This window comes from Streptomyces sp. NPDC001634, assembly GCF_040298185.1.
Lineage (GTDB): Bacteria > Actinomycetota > Actinomycetes > Streptomycetales > Streptomycetaceae > Streptomyces.
Genome location: NZ_JBEOZU010000027.1, coordinates 63,727 through 84,495 on the forward strand (window position 1 = coordinate 63,727; position 20,769 = coordinate 84,495).

The 20,769-nt window shown below is 70.0% G+C and carries 17 protein-coding genes; 9 read left to right on the plus strand and 8 right to left on the minus strand.

The window, feature by feature from the left end:
• The first annotated feature begins 3 nt into the window (after positions 1-3).
• The 7 genes from ABT186_RS19925 (at position 4) to ABT186_RS19955 (ending at position 7,514) form a co-directional block, all read left to right on the plus strand.
• Positions 4-813, plus strand: coding sequence for an NAD-dependent epimerase/dehydratase family protein (locus tag ABT186_RS19925; RefSeq protein WP_351926103.1), 810 nt, complete (start codon positions 4-6; stop codon positions 811-813).
• Positions 814-1,104: 291 nt separating this feature from the next.
• Positions 1,105-1,875, plus strand: coding sequence for a DeoR/GlpR family DNA-binding transcription regulator (locus tag ABT186_RS19930; protein WP_351223376.1), 771 nt, complete (start codon positions 1,105-1,107; stop codon positions 1,873-1,875).
• Positions 1,876-1,954: 79 nt separating this feature from the next.
• Positions 1,955-3,328: an ABC transporter substrate-binding protein gene (locus ABT186_RS19935; protein WP_351223378.1), complete on the plus strand. Its 1,374-nt coding sequence runs from the start codon at positions 1,955-1,957 to the stop codon at positions 3,326-3,328.
• Positions 3,329-3,333: 5 nt separating this feature from the next.
• A complete protein-coding gene (locus ABT186_RS19940; protein WP_502973256.1) occupies positions 3,334-4,266 on the plus strand; it encodes a carbohydrate ABC transporter permease in 933 nt (310 codons plus the stop codon).
• Entirely contained in the window at positions 4,263-5,123 is an 861-nt protein-coding gene (locus ABT186_RS19945; protein WP_351223382.1) for a carbohydrate ABC transporter permease, read from the plus strand. Before ABT186_RS19940 ends, ABT186_RS19945 begins: the two co-directional genes overlap by 4 nt.
• Entirely contained in the window at positions 5,120-6,109 is a 990-nt protein-coding gene (locus ABT186_RS19950; RefSeq protein ID WP_351223384.1) for a zinc-dependent alcohol dehydrogenase family protein, read from the plus strand. Before ABT186_RS19945 ends, ABT186_RS19950 begins: the two co-directional genes overlap by 4 nt.
• 223 nt (positions 6,110-6,332) lie before the next feature.
• Complete coding sequence (locus ABT186_RS19955) at positions 6,333-7,514, plus strand: TerD family protein (protein ID WP_351235394.1); 1,182 nt, start codon at positions 6,333-6,335, stop codon at positions 7,512-7,514.
• Positions 7,515-7,604: 90 nt separating this feature from the next.
• Here the strand turns inward: ABT186_RS19955 and ABT186_RS19960 are convergent, their stop codons facing one another.
• Positions 7,605-8,171 (minus strand): TetR/AcrR family transcriptional regulator, encoded by a 567-nt coding sequence (locus tag ABT186_RS19960; RefSeq protein ID WP_351235376.1) that lies wholly within the window; start codon positions 8,169-8,171, stop codon positions 7,605-7,607.
• Between the two features lie 161 nt (positions 8,172-8,332).
• Between ABT186_RS19960 and ABT186_RS19965 the strand changes: the two genes are divergently transcribed.
• On the plus strand, positions 8,333-9,769 hold the full coding sequence (locus ABT186_RS19965; protein WP_351926105.1) for an MFS transporter: 1,437 nt from the start codon (positions 8,333-8,335) through the stop codon (positions 9,767-9,769).
• Here ABT186_RS19965 and ABT186_RS19970 read toward each other — a convergent pair.
• The 5 genes from ABT186_RS19970 to ABT186_RS19990 all read right to left on the minus strand — a co-directional run bounded on the left by ABT186_RS19970 (position 9,766) and on the right by ABT186_RS19990 (position 16,796).
• Positions 9,766-10,782, minus strand: a complete 1,017-nt coding sequence (locus tag ABT186_RS19970) for a 1-aminocyclopropane-1-carboxylate deaminase (protein WP_351235380.1) — start codon at positions 10,780-10,782, stop codon at positions 9,766-9,768. The genes ABT186_RS19965 and ABT186_RS19970 overlap by 4 nt on opposite strands.
• 14 nt (positions 10,783-10,796) lie before the next feature.
• Complete coding sequence (locus ABT186_RS19975) at positions 10,797-11,483, minus strand: GntR family transcriptional regulator (RefSeq protein ID WP_351235382.1); 687 nt, start codon at positions 11,481-11,483, stop codon at positions 10,797-10,799.
• A 103-nt stretch (positions 11,484-11,586) separates the two neighbouring features.
• Complete coding sequence (locus tag ABT186_RS19980; RefSeq protein WP_351926106.1) at positions 11,587-13,170, minus strand: TROVE domain-containing protein; 1,584 nt, start codon at positions 13,168-13,170, stop codon at positions 11,587-11,589.
• A 509-nt stretch (positions 13,171-13,679) separates the two neighbouring features.
• Complete coding sequence (locus ABT186_RS19985; RefSeq protein ID WP_351926108.1) at positions 13,680-15,125, minus strand: alkaline phosphatase PhoX; 1,446 nt, start codon at positions 15,123-15,125, stop codon at positions 13,680-13,682.
• 243 nt (positions 15,126-15,368) lie between these two features.
• Positions 15,369-16,796, minus strand: a complete 1,428-nt coding sequence (locus ABT186_RS19990; protein WP_351235386.1) for a hypothetical protein — start codon at positions 16,794-16,796, stop codon at positions 15,369-15,371.
• Between the two features lie 356 nt (positions 16,797-17,152).
• Between ABT186_RS19990 and ABT186_RS19995 the strand changes: the two genes are divergently transcribed.
• Positions 17,153-18,979: a DUF8508 domain-containing protein gene (locus ABT186_RS19995; RefSeq protein ID WP_351235388.1), complete on the plus strand. Its 1,827-nt coding sequence runs from the start codon at positions 17,153-17,155 to the stop codon at positions 18,977-18,979.
• A gap of 94 nt (positions 18,980-19,073) precedes the next feature.
• On the opposite strand, the gene ABT186_RS20000 is transcribed toward ABT186_RS19995, so the two are convergent.
• Both ABT186_RS20000 and ABT186_RS20005 read right to left on the minus strand, forming a co-directional pair.
• Positions 19,074-19,808, minus strand: a complete 735-nt coding sequence (locus ABT186_RS20000) for an SRPBCC family protein (protein ID WP_351235390.1) — start codon at positions 19,806-19,808, stop codon at positions 19,074-19,076.
• A gap of 33 nt (positions 19,809-19,841) precedes the next feature.
• Positions 19,842-20,567 carry an ArsR/SmtB family transcription factor gene (locus tag ABT186_RS20005; protein WP_351926110.1) on the minus strand — a complete coding sequence of 242 codons (726 nt, stop codon included), beginning with the start codon at positions 20,565-20,567 and terminating at the stop codon, positions 19,842-19,844.
• Between the last annotated feature and the right edge of the window lie 202 nt (positions 20,568-20,769).

Below are 20,769 nucleotides of genomic sequence, written 5' to 3' on the forward strand. Positions count from 1 at the left end.
AGGATGCCCGCTCCCCGCACCGTTCTGCTCACCGGCGCCGCCGGCGGACTCGGCACCCTGATGCGGGGACTGCTGCCCCAGTACGGCTACGAGCTGCGGCTCCTGGACCTCAGGCCGGTCGAGGGCGAGCCGGACGCGATCACCGCGGATCTCGCGGACAAGGCGGCCCTGCGCGAGGCCGTGCGGGGCGTCGACGCGATCATCCACCTCGCGGGCATCTCTCTGGAGTCCACGTTCGACAAGATCCTGAAGGCGAACATCGAGGGCACGTACAACCTGTACGAGGCGGCCCGCGAGGAGGGCGTGCGCCGGATCGTGTTCGCCTCCTCCAACCACGCGGTCGGCTTCACCTCGCGCCCCCGGGGCGACGACCCGCTGATCCCGATCGACACCCCGCGCCGGCCGGACACCTTCTACGGGCTGTCCAAGTCCTTCGGCGAGGACCTCGCCCAGTTCTACTGGGACAAGCACGGCCTGGAGACGGTCTCCGTGCGCATCGGCTCCTGCTTCCCGGAGCCGTCCAGCGTGCGCATGCTCTCCGTCTGGATGAGCCCCGGGGACGGCGCCCGCCTCTTCCACGCGGCCCTGACCGCCGAGGAGGTCGGCCACACCGTGGTCTACGGCTCGTCCGCCAACACACGGCTGTGGTGGGACCTGACCACCGCCCGGGCTCTCGGCTACGAGCCGCAGGACGACTCCGAGCCGTACGCCGAGAAGCTCATCGCCGAGCAGGGCGAGCTGGAGCCGGACAACCCGGCCCACGCATGCCTGGGCGGCCACTTCGTCACGAACCCGCCGATCTGGCCGTACTGACGGCGCACTCCGAGGGCGGGCGGGCACCGAACGGGCCCGCCCGCTGCGCTTTTCGGGCACGGAAGCTGCCCGATCTCACCCGGCACCCCGCTCCGCCCCAGGTCCGACGCGGGCACACATCCGGCCAAGCGGGCGGGATCGGGCACACTCGGGCCCGTAACAGGCCTGGTCACCGTCGCGCACCCGCTGTAGAACTTCCCCCATGAGCCCTACCGGGCCCGAACGGGCAATACCGGTTCGGGCGCCCTTGGCGGCGAACGAGCCGAAGAGCACGGAAGACAGGTGACGGCGATGACGGACAGGACCGCGGAGGAACGCCAGCGCGAGATCGTCAGAGCCGCTCGCCGCGCGGGCTCGGTCGACGTCACCACGCTCGCCACCGAACTGGGCGTGGCCAAGGAGACCGTACGACGCGATCTGCGCGCCCTGGAGGACCACGGGCTGGTCCGCCGCACCCACGGCGGTGCCTATCCCGTGGAGAGCGCCGGCTTCGAGACGACCCTCGCCTTCCGCGCCACCAGCCACGTACCCGAGAAACGCCGGATCGCGGCCGCCGCGGCCGAACTGCTCGGGGACGCCGAGACCGTCTTCGTCGACGAGGGATTCACGCCGCAGCTCATCGCCGAGGCGCTGCCGCGGGACCGGCCGCTGACCGTGGTCACCGCGTCCCTGGCCACCGCGGGCGCGCTCGCGGAGGCCGAGAACACCACGGTTCTGCTGCTCGGCGGCCGAGTGCGGCCCGGCACCCTCGCCACCGTCGACCACTGGACGACAAAGATGCTGGCCGGATTCGTCATCGACCTGGCGTACATCGGCGCCAACGGCATCTCCCGCGAACACGGGCTGACCACACCCGACCCGGCGGTCAGCGAGGTCAAGGCCCAGGCCATCCGCGCCTCCCGCCGCACGGTCTTCGCCGGCGTGCACACCAAGTTCGGGGCGGTGAGCTTCTGCCGGTTCGCGGAGATCGGCCAGATGGAGGCCATCGTCACCAGCACACTGCTGCCCTCCTCCGAAGCCCACCGCTACTCGCTGCAGGGCCCGCAGGTCATCCGCGTCTGAAAAAACCGAACACAATCCCCAGGGGCACATCCACGCCCGTGCGCGCCCCTTATCTCCCCATATGTTCAGGAGTACCCCCATGCGATCCCAGAGCCGCAGAACACCCCGCGCCCTGTTTGCCGTGGCCACCGCAGGAACGCTGATCACGCCGCTACTGGCCGGCTGTTCGGGCGCCGGCGGCGCGGGCGGCGGATCCTCCGCCCACTCCATCAACGTCCTGATGGTGAACAACCCGCAGATGGTGGAGCTGCAGAAGCTCACCGCCGACAACTTCACGAAGAGCACCGGGATCAAGGTGAACTTCACCGTCCTGCCGGAGAACGACGTCCGAGACAAGATCAGCCAGGACTTCGCCAACCAGGCGGGCCAGTACGACGTCGCCACGCTCAGCAACTACGAGATCCCGATCTACGCCAAGAACGGCTGGCTCCACCCGGTCGACTCCTACGTCAAGAGCGACACCGCCTTCGGCCAGCAGGACATCCTCGCCCCGATGACGCAGGCCCTGACCGCCGCGGACGGCAAGCTCTACGGCGAGCCCTTCTACGGCGAGTCCTCCTTCCTGATGTACCGCAAGGACGTCTTCCAGAAGAAGGGCCTGACCATGCCGGCCAAGCCGACCTGGCAGCAGGTCGCCGACCTGGCCGCCAAGGCGGACGGCGCCGAGTCCGGGATGAAGGGCATCTGTCTGCGCGGGCTGCCCGGCTGGGGCGAGGTGATGGCTCCGCTGACCACGGTCGTCAACACCTTCGGCGGCACCTGGTTCGACAAGAACTGGAAGGCACAGGTGGACTCGCCGGAGTTCAAGCAGGCCACGCAGTTCTATGTCGACCTGGTCCGCAAGCACGGCGAGTCCGGCGCCGCACAGTCCGGCTTCGCCGAGTGCCTGAACGACATGACGCAGGGCAAGACGGCGATGTGGTACGACGCCACGTCCGGCGCGGGTTCGCTGGAGGCCCCCGGTTCCCCGGTCAAGGGCAAGATCGGCTATGTCCCGGCCCCGGTCGACAAGACCGACAGCTCCGGCTGGCTCTACACCTGGGCATGGGGGATCCAGAAGGCGTCCCAGCACGCCGACGACGCCTGGAAGTTCATCTCGTGGGCGTCCGGCAAGGACTACGAGAAGCTCGTGGGCAAGACGGCGGGCTGGTCCAACGTGCCGGCCGGCAAGCGTTCGTCGACCTATGACATCCCGGAGTACCGCAAGGAAGCGGCCGCCTTCGCCGACGTCACCCGCAACGCCATCGCCAGTGCCAAGCCGAACGACCCGGGTGTGCAGCCCCGCCCCGCGCCCGGCATCCAGTTCGTCGGCATCCCGGAGTTCACCGATCTGGGCACCAAGGTCTCCCAGGAGATCAGCTCCGCCATCGCCGGCCGGGAGTCCGTGGACAGCGCGCTGCAGAAGTCGCAGCAGCTCGCCGAGGCCGTCGCCAAGAAGTACGAGGGATCATGACCATCATGACGTCCACCTCCCGGGTCGCCGCCGCCGCTGCGCGGCCGGCGACCCGGCCGCCGAACCGCATGCGGGCCTGGGCCACCCGGGCCCCTCTGCTGCCCGCGCTGGTCTTCATGATCGTGGTGACCCAGCTGCCGTTCGTGGCGACCCTGGTGATCTCGTTCTTCGACTGGAACGCCCTGTATCCGAAGGACCGCCACTTCACCGGCGTCGACAACTACCGCCAGGTCCTGACCGACCCGGACCTGCGCCACTCGGTGTGGACGACGGTCCTGCTGACGGTCACGGTGGTCCTGGTCAGCCTGGTCCTGGGCCTCGGCATAGCGTTGCTGCTCAACCGCCGGTTCCGGGGCCGCGGCGTGGTCCGCACCCTGCTGATCGCACCGTTCCTGGTGGTGCCGGTGGCTGCGGCCCTGCTCTGGAAGCATGTGCTCTACAACCCTGAATACGGCCTGTTCAATGGGTTGTTGCACTATGTGGGCGGCCCCCAGCCGGACTGGATCTCCAACACTCCGCTGCTCGCGGTCGAGGCCTCGCTCGTCTGGCAGTGGACACCGTTCATGATGCTGATCCTGCTGGCGGGTCTGCAGAGCCGCGACCCCGAGCAGATCGAGGCGGCGCGGGTGGACGGCGCGAGCGACTGGCAGATCTTCCGCCATCTCACGCTCCCGCATCTGCGCCGGTATCTGGAGCTGGGCGCCCTGCTGGGCTCGATCTACATCGTCCAGAACTTCGACGCGGTCTTCACGCTCACCTCGGGCGGCCTGGGCACCGCGAACCTCCCCTACACCGTCTACCAGAGCTTCTACCAGGCCCATGAGAACGGCCTCGCCTCGGCCGCCGGCGTCCTGGTCGTCATCGGCTCCATCGTCATCGCCACCTTCGCCCTGCGCGTGGTGTCGTCCCTGTTCCGCGAGGAGGTGTCCCGGGCATGAGCGCCGTCGCCGTACGTACCGCGACCGTACGCAGCCGCCGTCGCCGCGGAGCGGGCCTGGGCCTGCTGGCCTGGCTGGTCGGTCTGCTGTTCTTCCTGCCCATCGCGTGGATGGCCCTGACCTCGTTCCACTCGGAGGCCGACGCCGCGACAAACCCGCCGTCCTTCGGGGCCTCCCTGACCCTGGACAGCTACCGCGAGTTCTTCGGCGTGGGCGGCGGCGCGAGCCCCTGGCCCGCGTTGATCAACTCGACCATGGCGTCGGTGATCTCGACCCTGTGCGTGCTCCTGCTGGCCTTCCCGGCGGCGTACGCCCTGTCCATCCGCCGGGTGAAGAAATGGACGGACGTCCTGTTCTTCTTCCTGTCCACGAAGATGCTGCCGGCGGTGGCGGGCCTGCTGCCGATCTACCTGTTCGCCAAGAACGCCGGGATGCTCGACAACATCTGGCTGCTCATCATCCTCTACACCTCCATGAACCTGCCGATCGCGGTGTGGATGATGCAGTCCTTCCTCGCCGAGGTCCCGGTGGCCGTCATCGAGGCGGCGCAGATCGACGGCGCCCGGCTGCCGACGGTCCTCACCCGGGTGGTCGCTCCCATCGCCCTGCCCGGTATCGCCGCGACCGCCCTGATCTGCTTCATCTTCAGCTGGAACGAACTGCTCTTCGCCCGGGTGCTCACGGGTGTGGTGGCCGAAACGGCCCCCGTCTTCCTGACCGGCTTCATCACCAGCCAGGGCCTGTTCCTGGCCAAGGTGTGCGCCGCGTCGCTCGTCATCTCCCTGCCGGTGCTCGCCGCGGGGTTCGCCGCCCAGGACAAGCTGGTCCAGGGCCTGTCACTGGGAGCCGTGAAATGAAGGCCGCCGTCATCGAGTCCGTGGGCCGTGCCGTCGTCGCCGAGGTCCCGGACCCGACACCCGGCCCCCGCGAGGTCGTCGTCGAGGTGGCTGCCTGCGGCCTGTGCGGCACCGACCTGCACATCCTCCAGGGCGAGTTCGCCCCCAAACTGCCCATCGTGCCGGGCCACGAGTTCGCGGGCGAGGTCGTCGGACTGGGCGCCCAGGTCACCGAACTGTCCATCGGAGACCGGGTGGCCGTGGACCCGTCCCTGTACTGCTACGAGTGCCGGTACTGCCGTACTGGCCACAACAACCTGTGCGAGCGGTGGGCGGCGATCGGCGTGACGACGGCCGGCGGTGCGGCGCAGTACGCGGTGGCGCCGGTGGCCAACTGCGTGAAGCTTCCCGAGCACGTCCGCACCGAGGACGCGGCACTGATCGAACCGCTCTCCTGCGCGGTGCGCGGCTACGACGTGCTGCAGTCCCGGCTGGGCGCGCACGTCCTGATCTACGGCTCCGGCACGATGGGCCTGATGATGCTGGAACTGGCCAAGCGGACGGGCGCGGCGAGCGTGGACGTACTGGACGTGAACCCGACGCGCCTGGCGACGGCCCAGCAGCTGGGCGCCTCGGCGTGCGCGGCGAGCGCCGACGAACTGGACCGGCCGCAGGGCTGGGACCTGGTGGTCGACGCCACGGGCAACGCGGCCGCGATCCAGGACGGCCTCGGACGGGTGGCGAAGGCGGGAACGTTCCTGCAGTTCGGGGTGGCGGACTATGCGACGCAGGTCACCATCGACCCGTACCGCATCTACAACCAGGAGATCACCATCACCGGTTCCATGGCCGTCCTCCACAGCTTCGAGCGAGCGGCCGAACTGTTCGCGGGCGGAGTGCTCGACCCCAAGGTGTTCATCAGCGACCGGATCCCCCTGGAGCGGTACCCGCAGGCGCTGGAGCAGTTTGCGGCGGGAGTGGGGCGCAAGATCGTGGTGGTGCCGTAGGGGCGCCGGAGGGGATTTCGCCCCCGCCGCCCCCGCTGAAAATCAGCCCCTCCGGCGTTTGAGGAGCGGGGGTCCAGGGGGCGGAGCCCCCTGCCGGGGCCGAAGGGGCGGAGCCCCTGGAGGTCGGGACGCAAAGGGGCAGCCGGGGCGAGACCCATACGGGCAGCACACCGGGTAAGGGAACGGTAAAGCACTCTCGCTCGTTATCCCAGGCATGACAGCTATGACCCCCGGCTCGAACATCCCGCTCGGCGTCACCCGGGTGACGGTCGACGTCGCCGCCCCGGTGCGGCTCGACGTCTCGGCCCTCCTGCTCACCGCCGACGGCAAGGTCCGCTCCGACGACGACTTCATCTTCTACAACCAGCCCACGGGCCCGGGCGTCACCTACCGCTCCGGCGGCGGCACAAGCCCCGACTCGATCACGGTCGACACCGCCACGGTCCCCCCGGGCATCGAGAAGATCGTCGTCACGGCCAGCCCGGACGCCGCGGGCCAGACCTTCCAGGGCATCGAACCGACGGCCACGGTCCGCAACGCGGACGACAACTCCGTCCTGGCCACCTTCACTCCGCCCCAGCTCGGCACGGAGACCGCCCTGGTCGTCGTGGAGGTGTATCTGCGGGGCGGTGTGTGGAAGGCACGTGCCGTCGGGCAGGGATACGCCAACGGCCTGGCGGGCATCGCGACCGACTTCGGGGTCACGGTGGAGGAGCCCGCGCCGGCTCCCGTCGCGCCGCCGCAGCCGGTGGCTCCTCCGCAGCCGGTCGTGCAGCCCCCGGCGCCCGCCGCTCCTCCGGCCCCGCCGACCCCCGCCCCCGGCACCGGAAAGATCAATCTCGACAAGGGCCGGGTCAGCCTCCAGAAGAACCAGACCGTCTCCCTCGTCAAGGGCGGCCGCCCGCTGCTCTCCCAGGTCAGGATGGGCCTCGGCTGGGAGCCCGCGTTCCGCGGCAAGGACATCGACCTCGACGCGTCGGTCATCGCGTACGGCCCGCAGCGCAACCACATCGACAGCTGCTACTTCGGCAAGCTGACCATCCTGAACGGCGCGGTCAAGCACTCCGGCGACAACCTCACGGGTGAGGGCGGGGGCGACGACGAGGTCATCACGGTCGACCTCGGCCGCCTTCCGCAGGAAGTCACGGGCCTGGTCTTCACCGTGAACTCCTTCTCCGGCCAGAAGTTCACCGAGGTCGCCAAGGCCTACTGCCGTCTCGTCGACGCCGCTACCGACCAGGAGTTGGTCCGCTTCGACCTGACGCACGCGGAGCCGCAGACGGGCGTGATGATGGCCAAGCTGATCAGGCAGTTCTCCGGGGAGTGGGACATGACCGCCATGGGCGACTTCGTCAAGGCCCGCACGGTACGGAACATGGTGCAGCCGGCGGCCCAGGCGCTGTGAGCGGTCGTAAGCAGTCGTAAGGCAGTCCGTACGACACCTGCGGGCATCCCCCGGTCAGAGAGGGTGCCCGCACGTACGGCGGCCGTCGCGCTACGGCCGCAACCCCTCCGTCAGCAGCGAGAGATAGCGGCGGATGTGTTTCCCCTCGCCGTTCGCCAGCTCGGATGCCGTCGCCACCCCGTGCGCCAGCCGCAGGACCTCGATCGGCTCGACATCCGCCCGCAGGGTCCCCTCCCGTTGCGCCGCCCCGACCAGGAGCGTCGCCGCCGCCTTCATCTTGTCGGCGCAGGCCGTGACCGCACTGGCGCCTCCGTCCGTGACGGCCGAGCCCAGCAGGGCCTTCAGTCCACGGACCTGGATCATCCCCTCGCCGACCTCGTTCAGCCACTCTGCCAGCGCCTCGCCCGGCGGCAGTTCCTTCGCGAGTTCGTCGGCGCGTGCGGCGATCGCCTCGACCCGGTCGATGTAGGCGGCCTCCAGCAGCGCCTGACGCGTCGGGAAGTGCCGGTAGAGCGTGCCTGATCCGACGCCCGCCCGCTTGGCGATGTCGTCGAGCGACGCGTTCTCACCGTGCTCGGCGAAGGCGACGGCCGCCGCCTTCAGCAACCTCTCGTAGTTGCGACGGGCGTCCGCGCGCATGGGCTTGGCCTGCGACATCCAGATACTCCTTGCGAACCGGGGACCCTCTCCGTATCTTATCGAGCATTAAACGGAGACAGTCCCCGGTTATTTCCGCGGGCGGCTCGCGCTGCCCACGCACCATTCCTCCGTGCTGCCCGCACACATCTCATCCGGGGACGCCAGACCGGGAGAACTCGATGTCCACCCCGTCCGCACCGTCCACGACCGCCGACGCACCTTCCGCACCACAGCAACCCGCCAGGCTCGGCACCGTCCTCTTCGTCATCGTCACCGCCTACCTGATGGTCGGCGTGGACTCCACCGTCGTCAATGTCGCCCTGCCCGACATCCAACAGGACCTGCACTTCAGCCGCACCGGTCTGTCCTGGGTCCTCAACGCCTACACCCTCGCCTTCGGCGGACTGCTGCTGCTCGGCGGGCGCGTCGGCGACATCGTCGGCCGACGCCGTGCGCTCACCCTCGGTGCCCTGCTCTTCGCCCTCTCCTCACTCCTCGGCGGTCTCGCCGGCGAGAGCGCCTGGCTGCTCGTGGCCCGCGCGCTCCAGGGTGTCGGCGCCGCCCTCATCGCACCCAGCACCCTCGCCCTGATCACCACCAACTTCCCGGAGGGCCCGCGTCGGCACCACGCCCTGGGCGTCTACTCGTCCATGGCGGGCATCGGCGCCTCCGTCGGCCTGGTCCTGGGCGGCATGCTCACCTCCTGGACGTCCTGGCGCTGGGCCCTGCTGATCAACGTGCCCATCGGTATCGCGGTCGCCGTGGCCCTTCCCCGCTTCGTCACCGAAACCCCGCGCCACGCGGGCCGGTTCGACGTGGCGGGCACGCTCACCGGGACGGCCGGGATGACCTCGCTGGTGTATGCGTTCATCCGCGTCTCGGAACAGGGCTGGAGCGACACCCAGGCGCTGCTCGGCTTCGGTACGGCGGCGGCCCTGCTGACGGTCTTCATCCTGATCGAGTCCCGGGCCGGGCAGCCGATCATGCCGCTGAGTCTGTTCGCGAACCGCAACCGGGCGGGCGGCTATGCGGGCGTCCTGCTGCTGCCCGCCGGTATGTTCGGAGCCTTCTACTTCCTCACCCTGATCACCCAACAGGTTCTCGGCTACAGCCCGTTGCGTGCGGGGTTCGCCTTCCTGCCCATGACCCTGGTGATGTTCACCGTCGTACGCTTCGTCCCCAGGCTGCTCGCCCGCCTCGGTGCCAAACCGGTGCTGCTCACCGGCATGGCGCTGCTCGCCGTGGCGGCCGGGTGGCTGTGGCGGCTGCGGCCCGGCGACGGCTACGCCACCGGTCTGCTCGGTCCGCTGCTGCTGATGGGGCTCGGCGTCGGCCTGAGCTTCATGCCGCTCAACGCGACCATCCTCGCCGGAATCCAGCCGCGAGAGGCGGGCGCCGCCTCGGGTCTTCTGCAGACCCTGCAGTGGCTCGGCGGCACCCTCGGCCTGTCCGTCCTGGTCACGGTCTTCGGCACGGCGACCCGGCACGCGACCGGATCCCCGGCCGAGATCCTCACCCAGGGTGCGGCCATCGCGTTCGGTGTCGGCGCACTGATCGCGCTGACCGCCCTGCTGGTGTCGGCGCTCGTGATCACAGGAAGGGACAGGGCCGCCTAGAACAGCGCGCTGTACGCGTTCAGCGCCGGCTGCCCGCCCAGGTGGGCGTAGAGGACCGTGGAGTCACGGCCGATCTCCCCGCGTGAGACGAGGTCGATGAGCCCGGCCATCGACTTCCCCTCGTACACGGGGTCGGTGACCATCCCCTCCGTCCGGGCGGCGAGCCGCATCGCCTCCAGCGTGGTCCCGTCCGGTATGCCGTACGTTCCCGCGTGGTACCGCTCGTCCAGTTCGACGTCCTCCGCGGTCAACTCCTTCTTGACACCGATGAGTTGCCCGGTGTTGTGAGCGATGCGGGCGATCTGCTCCCGGGTGCGGGCGGGCTCCGCCGATGCGTCGATGCCGATCACGCGGCGCCCACGCCCGCCCGCCTCCTCCAGCGCACGGAACCCCGCGACCATGCCCGCCTGGGTGGAACCGGTCACGGAGCACACGATCACGGTGTCGAAGAAGACGCCCGTCTCCCGCTCCTGTTCGGCGACCTCGTACGCCCAGTTCGCGAACCCGAGACCGCCGAGCGGGTGGTCGGAGGCGCCGGCGGGAATGGCGTACGGCTTGCCGCCCGCCTCCTCGACCTCGCGCAGCGCCTGCTCCCAGCTCTCCTTGAAGCCGATCCCGAACCCGGCCCTGACCAGCCGTACATCGGCCCCGGCGAGCCGGCTGACGAGGATGTTGCCGACCTTGTCGTACACGGAGTCGGGCCACTCCACCCAGCTCTCCTGGATGAGCACGCACTTGAGCCCCGCGCGGGCGGCGACCGCGGCGACCTGCCGGGTGTGGTTGGACTGCACCCCGCCGATCGAGACGAGCGTGTCGCAGCCCTGCGCGAGCGCGTCGGCGACGAGGTACTCCAGCTTGCGGGTCTTGTTCCCGCCGTATGCGATACCGGAGTTGCAGTCCTCCCGCTTGGCCCACAGGGCCGCACCCCCCAGGTGCCTGGTGAGCCGCTCCAGTGGGTGGACCGGCGAGGGGCCGAAGAGGAGCGGGTAACGCTCGTACGAGGACAGGGACATGGGACCTCCCGGGGTCAGTGGGCCTCTTCGCCGGTTTCGTCTTCGTCGGCTTCATCGGTTTCGTCGGCGAGCTCCTCCAGGCCCCGCCAGATCCGGGCCGTGACGCGGACCGCCTCGTCCACGTCACCGCCCGCGCAGGCCTCGATCAGCCGCTCGTGCAGCCCGGCCGAGAGGCAGTTCCCGCCCTCGCCGAAGCGCCGTCGTTCGAGCCGCCGGATGAGCGGGGTGTAGCGGGCGACGGTGGCGGCGGCAGCACGGTTGCCGCTCGCGCGGATGAGGACGTCGTGCAGTTCGTCGTCGGCGCGCAGGGCGGTGTCCACATCTCCGGCCCGTACGGCGGCCGCGAACCGCTCGTTGGCCGCGCGCATCACGTCCACGTCGGCATGCCGCAACCGGGACACGGCGACCCGCGTGGCCAGCTCGTGCATGGCGCCGACCACGGCCGCGGCGTCGCGTACGTCGGCGGCGACGACCGGGGTCACCCGGGTGTAGCTCTGCGGTTTGCTCTCCAGCAGCCCCTCGTCGACGAGCCGCGAGAAGGCCTCGCGCACGGGCGCGCGCGACAGCCCCAGCCGCTCGGCGAGGTCGGCGTCCCGCACCACCGCACCGGGCTCGATCTCCCCGGCCACGATGGCGTCCCGGATCGCTTCGTAGGCGCGGTCCCGCAGCAGGGTGCGGGGCATGCGCCGGATGGCCTCCATGAACTGAAATGTTAGATATCAGAGAGCACGCAAACAAGAGCAGAGGAAGAGCAGACAAAAGCGGGGCCCGCACCGAAGTGCGAGCCCCGCTCAATCCAGGACGTCAGGCAGCCCACGGCCAGTCGGCGTCCCTCGCCGCCTCAAGGAGGGGCACCATCCGGAAGGCCGCGTCCGAGAGCCCCCCGAAGGTGTGCCTGTTCCCCTTCCCCGACGGGCCGTGGCCGGCCCTGTACCCGGCCAGGTTCCAGGTGTAGACGGGCACATGCGCCGGGACCTGCTCGGTCGGGTCGCCGTACTGGCTGTACGCGTACTGCTCGTCCGTGACGATCAGCACCCGGTCGTGCTTCTTGTAGTGACGGCGCACCGCCCCGGTGGTGTCGGTGCCGCCCAGGTCGCCGAAGCGGTCGAGGATCTTCAGCACCGACTCGCCCTTCCGGAACTTCACATTGTTGCTGCTGCTCCCGAACTCGACCAGATCGGCGTCCGCCGCCCGAAGCGCGAGCGCCGTGCCGAAGATCGCCGCCGCGTCGGCCCGGTTGAGCTCCGAGCGATCCGACAGCCGCGAGTAGAACATCGAGCCCGAACGGTCCACGAGCACCAGGGTGCGGCCGGACAGCGCGGGCACATTGGCCAGCGAGTGGCCGAGCGCCTGCTCCAGCGGGTAGGACCAGCGCAGCGACGGCGCATGCCGGTACGCGGCGAGGTACCGGAAGGGGAACTGCCGCGAGCGCACGACCTCGCTCGGGTCGCTGATCCGCGCGGCGACCTGCGCGGCCACCTCGTCGGACACCCCGGCCTCGTCGAAGTTCCGCAGGTTCCTCGCCAGTGCCATCGTGCCCATGGACGGGATCAGCGCCTCCCAGGCGGCCTTGTCCATCGGGCCCTGCAGCCAGCCCGCCAGCGCCTCCCAGGTGATGCCCGCGGCCGCGAGCCGCTCGGCGCCGTCGGGAGCCGTGACGACCGCGCGCCGCTGCTCCACCGGCAGTGCCATCAGCTCACGGTGTGCGGTGAGCACGCGGTTCGATGCGGGCGGCACGGCGGTGTCCGGGTTGTGCCGGCGGTCCAGCGCGTACTGGAACAGCTCGCCCTGCCACGGCTTGTCGGGGTCCGGCGCGGCGTGCACCAGGTTGAGGATGTCGCCGAAGCGGTAGCCCTTCGAGGCGGTGTCGTACTTCAGCAGCGCCTTGCCGCCGTACAGACGTCGTACGGCGTCGGCGATGCCACGCTTGACCGGCTTGGGAACGTTACGGCCGTACACCGAGGTCCAGTACGCGAGCAGCTCTCCGGGCTCGTCGGGACGCTGCAGTACGGAGGCCACGACCTGGCGGTTCGGCGGGCCGTCCGTCGCGCCCGCATCGAGCCGTGCCTTCACGTACTCGGCGGCACCCACGATCGAGGCCGTACGGAGGTTGCCCTCGCCGCGCAGCCAGCCGAGCAGGCCGGCGGTCCAGGACGGGTCGGCGACGGCGAGTTCACGCACGAGCTGAGCAAACCGGTCGTCGCGGTCGCCGCCGGTCTCGTAGAAGGTCTGCTGCGAGACGAAGTTCGAGACCGAGAGCAGAAAGAGCTCGGAGCGCGCGTCTCGCTCACGGCCTCGGCCGCCCTCGTACGTGCGGAGCACACGTCCCGTGGACGTCACCCGCGAGGTGGTCTGCGCCTTGGCGGCCTTGGTGTTGAATCGCGCCATGGTGAATTCCCCCGAATTCATGTCTGTTTCGGAGGGAGGCGCGGCAAAAGGAGGGTGCCCGAGGTCAGGGGTCGGCGACGGGACTATACGTCAGGCGCGTCTTCCATTTCCGCCACATCGACCCCCAAGTCGATGACGGGATTCGAACCCGCAACATACCCGATCCCGAAGTATCCGCTGCCTGCGCACCGGGCACCCACCATGTGCTGCGCCTCCCGAGATCAAGTCGGCGGCGGCATGGGATTCTTTGTCGAGAAGAAGTAGCCGCAGCCCGCGCACCGGGAGGTGCATGAAGTTGTGGTGTCCAGAGATCGAGGTCGGCGGAACCGACAAGGTGCTCTAACCCCTGAGCTACACCGGCTCGTGGTACCGGTGGCGGGACTCGAACCCGCGGCCGCCCCATTATGAGTGGAAGTAGGTCCTGCCTTCGCACCTGGACGTGCATCACTCTAGGAGGCGTTCCGCGGGCCGGGCGAACGAATTAATTACCGCGGGGAGTTGCCGGGGATTCAGTCGCGCTTCTGCCGCTTCCAGGGCCCGGTGATGGCCAGCATGATGCCCGGCTCCTGGATGTTGGCGAACAGGGTCTTCCCGTCGGGCGAGAAGGTGACCCCGGTGAACTCGCTGTACTCCGGCTTCTCCGCGGTGCCGATGTTCAGCTCGTTGCGGGCGATCGGGTATGTGCGGCCGCTGTCGGTGGCGCCGAACAGGTGCTGGACGCCCTCGCCGTCCTCGGCGATGACCAGGCCGCCGTACGGGGAGACGGTGATGTTGTCCGGGCCGTCGAAGGCGCCGTCGGCGGACGGGTCGGGGTTGATACCGAGCAGCATCTTCAGGGTCAGGGTGCGGCGTCGGGGGTCGTAGAACCAGACCTGGCCGTCATGCTGGACCGGGCTCTCCGCACGGGCGTACGAGGAGACGATGTACGCGCCGCCGTCGCCCCACCACATGCCCTCCAGCTTGCGGGCGCGGGTGACCTCGCCTGTGGCGAACTGCTTGCGGACGGAGGTGGTCTTCGCGTCGCGGTCGGAGACGTCGATCCAGTCGACGCCGTAGACCGTGCCGATCTTCGTGGCGCGGGAGAGGTCGTCGACGTACCGGCCGCCGGAGTCGAAGCACTTGAAGGCCTGGAGGCGGCCCGCGTCGTCGGTGAGGGTGCGCAGCTTGCCGCGGCCGTGGCAGAAGCCCTCGGGCGGGGTCCAGCGGTACAGCAGGCCGTTCGGGCCGGCCGCGTCCTCGGTCAGATAGAGGTGGCCGCGCTTGGGGTCGACGACGACGGCCTCGTGGGCGTAGCGGCCGAGGGCCTTGATGGGCTTGGGGTCGCGGTTGGCGCGGCGGTCCTCGGGGTCGACCTCGAAGACATAGCCGTGGTCCTTGGTCATGCCGTTCTGGCCGGCCTTGTCCTCGGTCTCCTCGCAGGTGAGCCAGGTGCCCCAAGGGGTGTTGCCGCCCGCGCAGTTGGTGGAGGTGCCCGCGATGCCGACCCACTCGGCGACCTGGTCGTGGCGGACCTCGACGACGGTGCAGCCGCCGGACGCGGCCGGGTCGTAGACGAGGCCCTCGGTGAGCGGCACGGGGTACTTCCAGTTGGCGCGCGGACCCTTCAGCTCGTGGTTGTTCACGAGGAGGGTGGCGCCTCGGGGACCGTCGAAGGTGGAGGTGCCGTCGTGGTTGGAGGGGGTGAACTCGCCGGACTCCAGCGTGGTCTTCCCGCTGTAGGTGATGACGCGGTACGAGAACCCGGCGGGCAGCGCGAGGAGGCCCTTCGGGTCCGGGATGAGCGGCCCGTAGCCGACCCCGCCGTGCCGGTCCTCCTCGCTGCCGCTCGCGGTCTCGGTGTCGGTGGACGCGAGGGAGTTCGGAGCCGTGGCGAGGGCGCCGACGCTGCCGGCCAGGGCGATGCCGGCACCGGTGAGCGCGGACCGTCTGGCGAAGTCCCTGCGGGTGAACGGCATGCTGTCTCCTGTGAAGGGGAGTGAGTCGGTCGGGGGTGGTGGCGGACGTCGTTGCGCGTACACGGTTCCGTCCGCGCCTGAACACCGGTTGAACGCGGGCCGACTTCGAGGGACGGTGTTCTATGAATCCGCCAAGTACTCCCCTTGGGGCTGCCGCATGCACACCAATGGCAGGCAATGCGGCAGTGATCCCGTCCCGTCGACGGAAGGGTGCGCGGCGGGAGGAGGTGCCCCCGGCTCCCCTCAGCCCCCCTGCTGCGACCGCGCCTTGAACGCCGCCTTCCGGGCCTCCTTCGCCACCTTCTTGTCCGGGTGCAGGCGTCCCATCGCCTCCAGGACCTCCGGGGTGGCGGGGTGGTCCACTCGCCACGCCGTGGTGAAGAAGGCGCCGTGCTGTGCCGCCAGTCCTTCCACCAGGGCCTGGAGTTCCGCCGAGTTGCCCTCGGCCGCCAGCTGGGCGGCGACCGTGTCGATGGTCAGCCAGAAGACCATGGACTCCGGCGGCGCAGGCACGTCCGCCGCGCCGTGCTCGGTGAGCCAGACCCGCGCCAGGCCCCCCAGTTCGGCGTCGTCCAGCACCTCGCGCAACGCCGGTTCGGCCTCCGCGCCGACCAGGGACAGCGCCTGCTGACAGCGCAGCCGGCGCAGTGGCGCTCCGGCGTCCGCGCCGCGCGCCGCAGCGAGCAACTCCCTTGCTGCGGCGAGCGGTTCACGCCGGGCCAGCCATTGCTCCGTCTCGGCCTGCGCCGCCGTCGGCGGGAACACGGAGGTGCCGTCGAGCAACGCGTCCGCGCCCTTGTCCGCCAGCTCCCCCACGGCGGGCGCGGTCATCCCGGCCTCCAGCAGCCGGGCCCGCATCCCGTAGAGACCGAGCGGCGTCAGCCGCACCATCCCGTACCGGCTGACGTCCGTCTCGTCGACGGGAGCCGCGGGCTCCTCGTCGGGGTCGGCCATCAGCGCCTCGTCGACCGGCTGGAATTCGACGAGCCCGATCGGTTCGAGGATCCGGAACTGGTCGTCGAGCCGCATCATCGCGTCCGACACCTGTTCAAGGACGTCGTTGGTGGGTTCACTCATGTCGTCGGGCACGATCATCGACGCGGCGAGGGCGGGCAGCGGCACCGGGCTGTCACCGGGGCCCTCCTCGCCGACCGCCAGCAGATAGAGGTTGCCGAGTACTCCGTCGAGGAAATCGGCCTCCGCCTCGGGGTCCCAGTCGAGGGTGGACAGGTCGACCTGGCCGCTCTCGTCCATGACATCGACCAGGTCGTCGAGATCGGGCACGCTCGCGTCGGCGAGCGCGGCCTCCAGCGCGGTCAGCCACACGCCGAGCACGTCGCCAGGACTGCCGGAGGTCAGGAGCGCGAGGTCGGCGCCCGTGGCGACCGTCCCTTCCTCCTCGTCGACGACCTCGACGAGGCCGGTGTCGACGGCGACCCGCCAGGCCTCGCTCGCGTAGGCGGCGGCGTCCTCGCCGGTCAGCCCGAGGGCCTCGGCCGCGGCGGGCAGCTGTTCCTCGACGAGTTCGCCCCCGGCGCCGACGCGTGTGTCCGGCCCGGCCCAGCGGGCGAGCCGTGCGGCGCGGGAGAGCAGCGGTGTGGCGAGCGCGTCCCGTGCGAGCTCCGCTTCGGAGTGCAGCCGAACCGGCGGCAAGGGGGAGCTGTCTGACATCGGCTGGGTCTCCTTGGGACGTACGTAGTGACCGAGGGGGCGCCCCGAAACACACGCTCAGCGTAGACGGATTTCCACCCATGCCGCCCGGTTCATCTCCTCGCCGGGGGCTGTACATGGCCGAAACCTTGACAACTACCCGGACCACCAAGGAGATTGACGCGCGTAGAAGTCGGCGGACACTTGTTCACCGACGTTCACTGGCGTTCCGCGAGTAGAAGGGCGGGCGTTCAGTGGCGTCCATCGGTGTTCACCGTCCTCTACGCGCGTCGCCACCGCCCTGCCGGTCGCGGTGCCCCACGGTTCCACGCTCCACACTCGTCCCGGCGCCCACGTATGTCCCCGGAGGGATCCCGTTGCCGAGCAAGTCATCCACGCGCCTCGCCGCGCTCACCGTCGCCGCCGTCTGCTCCACCCTGTCCGGAGTGGTGCTGACCACGCCGGCACACGCGGACACCGTGCGCATCCATGACATCCAGGGCACCACCCGCCTGTCGCCGCTCGCGGGCCAGAAGGTCACGGACGTGGCCGGAATCGTCACGGGCGTGCGGACCTACGGCTCGTCGAGGGGGTTCTGGTTCCAGGACCCGAACCCGGACGACAACCCGGCCACCAGTGAGGGCATCTTCGTCTTCACCGGCTCCACCCCGAAGGTCGCCGTCGGCGACTCGGTCACGGTGACGGGCACGGTCTCGGAGTACGTCCCGGGCGGCACCTCGTCCGGAAACCAGTCGGTCACGGAGATCAGCAAGCCGACGGTGACGGTGCTCTCCAGCGGCAACGCCGTTCCGGCGCCGGTCGTCATCGACGCGAAGTCCGTGCCCGCCCAGTACACCCCGGCGGGCGACACGGCCGCGAACGGCTCGATCAACGGCCTGGCCCTGGAACCGGCGACGTACGCCCTGGACTACTACGAGTCCCTGGAAGGCATGAACGTCCAGGTCGCCGACACCCGCGTGGTCACCGCCACCGATCCCTACAGCGAGCTGTGGGTCACGGTGAAGCCGCACGAGCACGCCGACCGCCGCGGCGGCACGGTCTACGGCTCCTACGACTCCCAGAACACCGGCCGGCTGCAGATCCAGTCGCTCGGCCCGACCGCCGACTTCCCGGCCGCGAACGTCGGTGACACGCTCACCGGCACGACCACCGGCCCCCTGGACTACAACCAGTTCGGCGGCTACACCCTCGTCGCGAGCCGGCTCGGCACTCTGAAGAGCGGCGGTCTGCAGCGGGAGACCACCCGTAAGCAGGCGCGCGGCGAGCTGGCCGTGGCGACGTACAACGTGGAGAACCTGGACCCGTCCGACGGCACCTTCGCGGCCCACGCCTCCGCGATCGTGAACAACCTGCAGTCGCCGGACATCGTGTCCCTTGAGGAGATCCAGGACAACAACGGCGCCACGGACGACGGCACCGTCGACGCGAGCCAGACCGTCAACAAGCTGATCGACGCGATCGTCGCGGCGGGCGGCCCCAAGTACGACTGGCGCTCGATCAACCCGGTCAACGACCAGGACGGCGGCCAGCCGGGCGGCAACATCCGCCAGGTCTTCCTCTTCAACCCGGAGCGGGTCTCCTTCACCGACCGCCCGGGCGGCGACTCCACGACCGCCGTCGGCGTCACCAAGGTGCACGGCAAGGCGCAGCTGACGGTCTCCCCGGGCCGTATCGACCCGTCCAGCGACGCCTGGAAGAGCAGCCGCAAGCCGCTCGCCGGGGAGTTCGTCTTCCGCGGCAGGACCGTCTTCGTGATCGCCAACCACCTCACCTCCAAGGGCGGCGACCAGTCGCTGCACTCGCAGTACCAGCCACAGACGCGCAGCTCGGAGACCCAGCGCCACCTCCAGGCGACCGAGGTGAACGCCTTCGTCAAGGACATCCTCGACACCCAGAAGAACGCGGACGTCATCGCGCTCGGCGACATGAACGACTTCGAGTTCTCCGACACCACGAAGATCCTCGAGGGTGACGGCGAGCTGTGGTCCGCGATCAAGTCGCTGCCCAGGAGCGAGCGGTACACGTACGACTACCAGGGCAACAGCCAGGTCCTGGACCAGATCCTGGTCAGCCCGTCGATCCGCCGGGGCTGCGACCTCGACTACGACAGCGTGCACATCAACTCGGAGTTCCACGACCAGATCAGCGACCACGACCCGCAGGTGCTGCGGTTCCGGCCGTAGCTCCCGTACGCGCCGTATCCGGCTCCGGCGACGCATGCCGACGAGCCCGGCCCCTTCGTCCGGGGGGCCGGGCTCGTCCCGTGGTGCGCGAGGGTCAGGCGAACAGTTCGGTCAGCCAGCCCTGCCAGGCGGCCTCGTTGGCCTTCGCGTCGGCATCGGACGCGAAGTCGTGGACGCTGATGCCGACCGGGGCGCCCCAGTGGTTGCGGCCGAAGAAGCGGATGAGCGCGTCGTCGGTGCGCAGCCCGATGAAGTACGGGTTGCGGTAGTCGAGCACGGCGTCGAAGAGCCGGCCCTCCGGCCCGCGCACCTCGACCGTGGTTCCCTCGGCGAGGTCGTCCGCCAGGCCGAGCGCTCGCCCCACGGCGTCGAACGCGTCGGCCGCCGTGGACGCCTCGGGGCCGTTGAAGGTCGCGAAGGTGACCGGGCGGGGCGCGAAGTGGGTCAGGTATTCGCGCAGGGTGTGCAGGTAGAAGTCGGTGTGCTTGTTGGCGCCGTCGTACTGATTGTCCCAGTCCTCGACGAAGATCCCGCTGTGCACGTACCGCACCCAGGCGCGTCGGCCGCCTTCGCGCGGCTCGATGGTGTGGTCGAGCTGGTTGAGGGTCTGCTGGGAGATGCCCTCGACGTCTGCGACGCGGTTGGTGTAGCGGTGCGGCGGTTCCCAGGCGGTGATCGTGGATCCGAAGGGGCCCCGGCCGCCCTCCTTCGGCTCGGGGGCGTCCATCGGCCACAGCCAGCCGCCGGTGCCGGCGGTGATGGCCTCCCACACCTCCTCGGGCGTGGCGTCGACCTCGAACTCCCGGGCGATCTCGAATTCCTTGGACATTTTGGGCTCCTGCGCGTCAAGTGGGGTGTCGTGTCAGTCGGTCAGCTCGGCGGCTGGGGCCTCGACGGCCCGGGGTTCGGCGGCTTCGGGCTCAGGGGCCCGGATTTCGGCGGCTTGTGGTTCGGCGGTCTGCGGTTCGGTGGTCTGTGGTTCGGTGGCCCGTCCTTGGGCAGCGTCCGGCTTGACCGTGGGATGGACGGCGACGACGATCCGATGGTCGCGGCCGCCCTCGGCATCCGGGGCGTCGTACTTGCGGATCAGGGCGCTGACGCCCGCCGTGAGCTCCTGGATGAAGGCGGCCCGGTCGGCGGCCGAGGCGAAGCGGACCTCGCCGTCGAGCGCGTAGGTCGCAAGCCGTTTCTGGGCCTTGGTCGCGCCGGTGATCAGCGAGCCGACGTCCCGGACGAGCCGGGCGCCGAGGGCGAGCAGCCACCGCGCCGAGAGCTGGTCGCGGAAGCGGTCGGGGTCCGGCTGTACGGAGGCCAGGGCGAGCGGACTGATCACGTACGACGCGGCGGTGGCTCGCATCAGCCGCTCGGTGACATTGCCCTTGCGGCGCTCGCCGGCCAGCTCGACCAGGCCGTGCCGCTCCAGGGCCTTCAGGTGGTAGTTCACCTTCTGCCGGGGCAGCCCGACCTTGCCGGCCAGCATGGCGGCCGAGGCGGGCCCGGCGGCCAGCTCGGCGAGCAGCCGGGCCCTTATGGGGTCCAACGAGACGGCTGCGGCCTCGGCGTCCTCGATCACGGTCACGTCCAACATGGCTCCACCCTCCCACCGAAAACTTTTTTTGTCCAGGAGGGTAGAGTTTTCGGTGAGAGGGCTTGCCGGAGGAGATGACGTGAGTGATCAGATGCGCGGGGGGGGGGGGGGGGCCGCGCCGGGCGGGGCGCGCCCCCCCCCCGAACCCGCACCCCCCTCCTCAGGGGGAACGCCCACTAGCCCCCCCCCCCGCGCTGATGCG

Bases quoted from the DNA above. Each gene is read 5' to 3' on its own strand.
- ABT186_RS19925 (WP_351926103.1), top strand. From the start codon at position 4: ATGCCCGCTCCCCGCACCGTTCTGCTCACCGGCGCCGCCGGCGGACTC.
- ABT186_RS19930 (WP_351223376.1), top strand. From the start codon at position 1,105: ATGACGGACAGGACCGCGGAGGAACGCCAGCGCGAGATCGTCAGAGCC.
- ABT186_RS19935 (WP_351223378.1), top strand. From the start codon at position 1,955: ATGCGATCCCAGAGCCGCAGAACACCCCGCGCCCTGTTTGCCGTGGCC.
- ABT186_RS19940 (WP_502973256.1), top strand. From the start codon at position 3,334: ATGACGTCCACCTCCCGGGTCGCCGCCGCCGCTGCGCGGCCGGCGACC.
- ABT186_RS19945 (WP_351223382.1), top strand. From the start codon at position 4,263: ATGAGCGCCGTCGCCGTACGTACCGCGACCGTACGCAGCCGCCGTCGC.
- ABT186_RS19950 (WP_351223384.1), top strand. From the start codon at position 5,120: ATGAAGGCCGCCGTCATCGAGTCCGTGGGCCGTGCCGTCGTCGCCGAG.
- ABT186_RS19955 (WP_351235394.1), top strand. From the start codon at position 6,333: ATGACCCCCGGCTCGAACATCCCGCTCGGCGTCACCCGGGTGACGGTC.
- ABT186_RS19960 (WP_351235376.1), bottom strand. From the start codon at position 8,171: ATGTCGCAGGCCAAGCCCATGCGCGCGGACGCCCGTCGCAACTACGAG.
- ABT186_RS19965 (WP_351926105.1), top strand. From the start codon at position 8,333: ATGTCCACCCCGTCCGCACCGTCCACGACCGCCGACGCACCTTCCGCA.
- ABT186_RS19970 (WP_351235380.1), bottom strand. From the start codon at position 10,782: ATGTCCCTGTCCTCGTACGAGCGTTACCCGCTCCTCTTCGGCCCCTCG.
- ABT186_RS19975 (WP_351235382.1), bottom strand. From the start codon at position 11,483: ATGGAGGCCATCCGGCGCATGCCCCGCACCCTGCTGCGGGACCGCGCC.
- ABT186_RS19980 (WP_351926106.1), bottom strand. From the start codon at position 13,170: ATGGCGCGATTCAACACCAAGGCCGCCAAGGCGCAGACCACCTCGCGG.
- ABT186_RS19985 (WP_351926108.1), bottom strand. From the start codon at position 15,125: ATGCCGTTCACCCGCAGGGACTTCGCCAGACGGTCCGCGCTCACCGGT.
- ABT186_RS19990 (WP_351235386.1), bottom strand. From the start codon at position 16,796: ATGTCAGACAGCTCCCCCTTGCCGCCGGTTCGGCTGCACTCCGAAGCG.
- ABT186_RS20000 (WP_351235390.1), bottom strand. From the start codon at position 19,808: ATGTCCAAGGAATTCGAGATCGCCCGGGAGTTCGAGGTCGACGCCACG.
- ABT186_RS20005 (WP_351926110.1), bottom strand. From the start codon at position 20,567: ATGTTGGACGTGACCGTGATCGAGGACGCCGAGGCCGCAGCCGTCTCG.